This window comes from Vibrio sp. 10N.286.46.A8, assembly GCF_041470165.1.
In the GTDB taxonomy this organism is placed as follows: domain Bacteria; phylum Pseudomonadota; class Gammaproteobacteria; order Enterobacterales; family Vibrionaceae; genus Vibrio; species Vibrio tasmaniensis_A.
The window spans coordinates 24178-24424 of sequence record NZ_JBFRLX010000187.1; the positions used below are offsets into that span (position 1 = coordinate 24178).

Annotated in this window: 1 pseudogene; it reads right to left on the reverse strand. The window is 42.5% G+C overall.

Annotation, left to right across the window (positions count from 1 at the left end):
• Positions 1–247: pseudogene (locus AB4232_RS17535) on the reverse strand (methyl-accepting chemotaxis protein); the annotation flags it as partial.

The following is a 247-nucleotide window of genomic DNA, read 5'->3' on the forward strand; positions in this document are numbered from 1 at the left end:
AAGTAAGTTAGTTTGCTCAGAAATTGAATTGATCACTTCAATCACACTACCGATCTCTACCGAGTACTCTTGCAATTGATTAACGATGTTTGATGTTTCTTCGATCGAGTCTTCAACTTTTCGTGATATATCATCTGATGCATCGAGTGAAACACTGCCATCTTTGACATTTGTCGTTGCCCCAGTTGCAGCGCTCTCTGCGCTAGCTGCATTCTGGCTAACCTCACTCGCGGTACTAGAAAGTTCA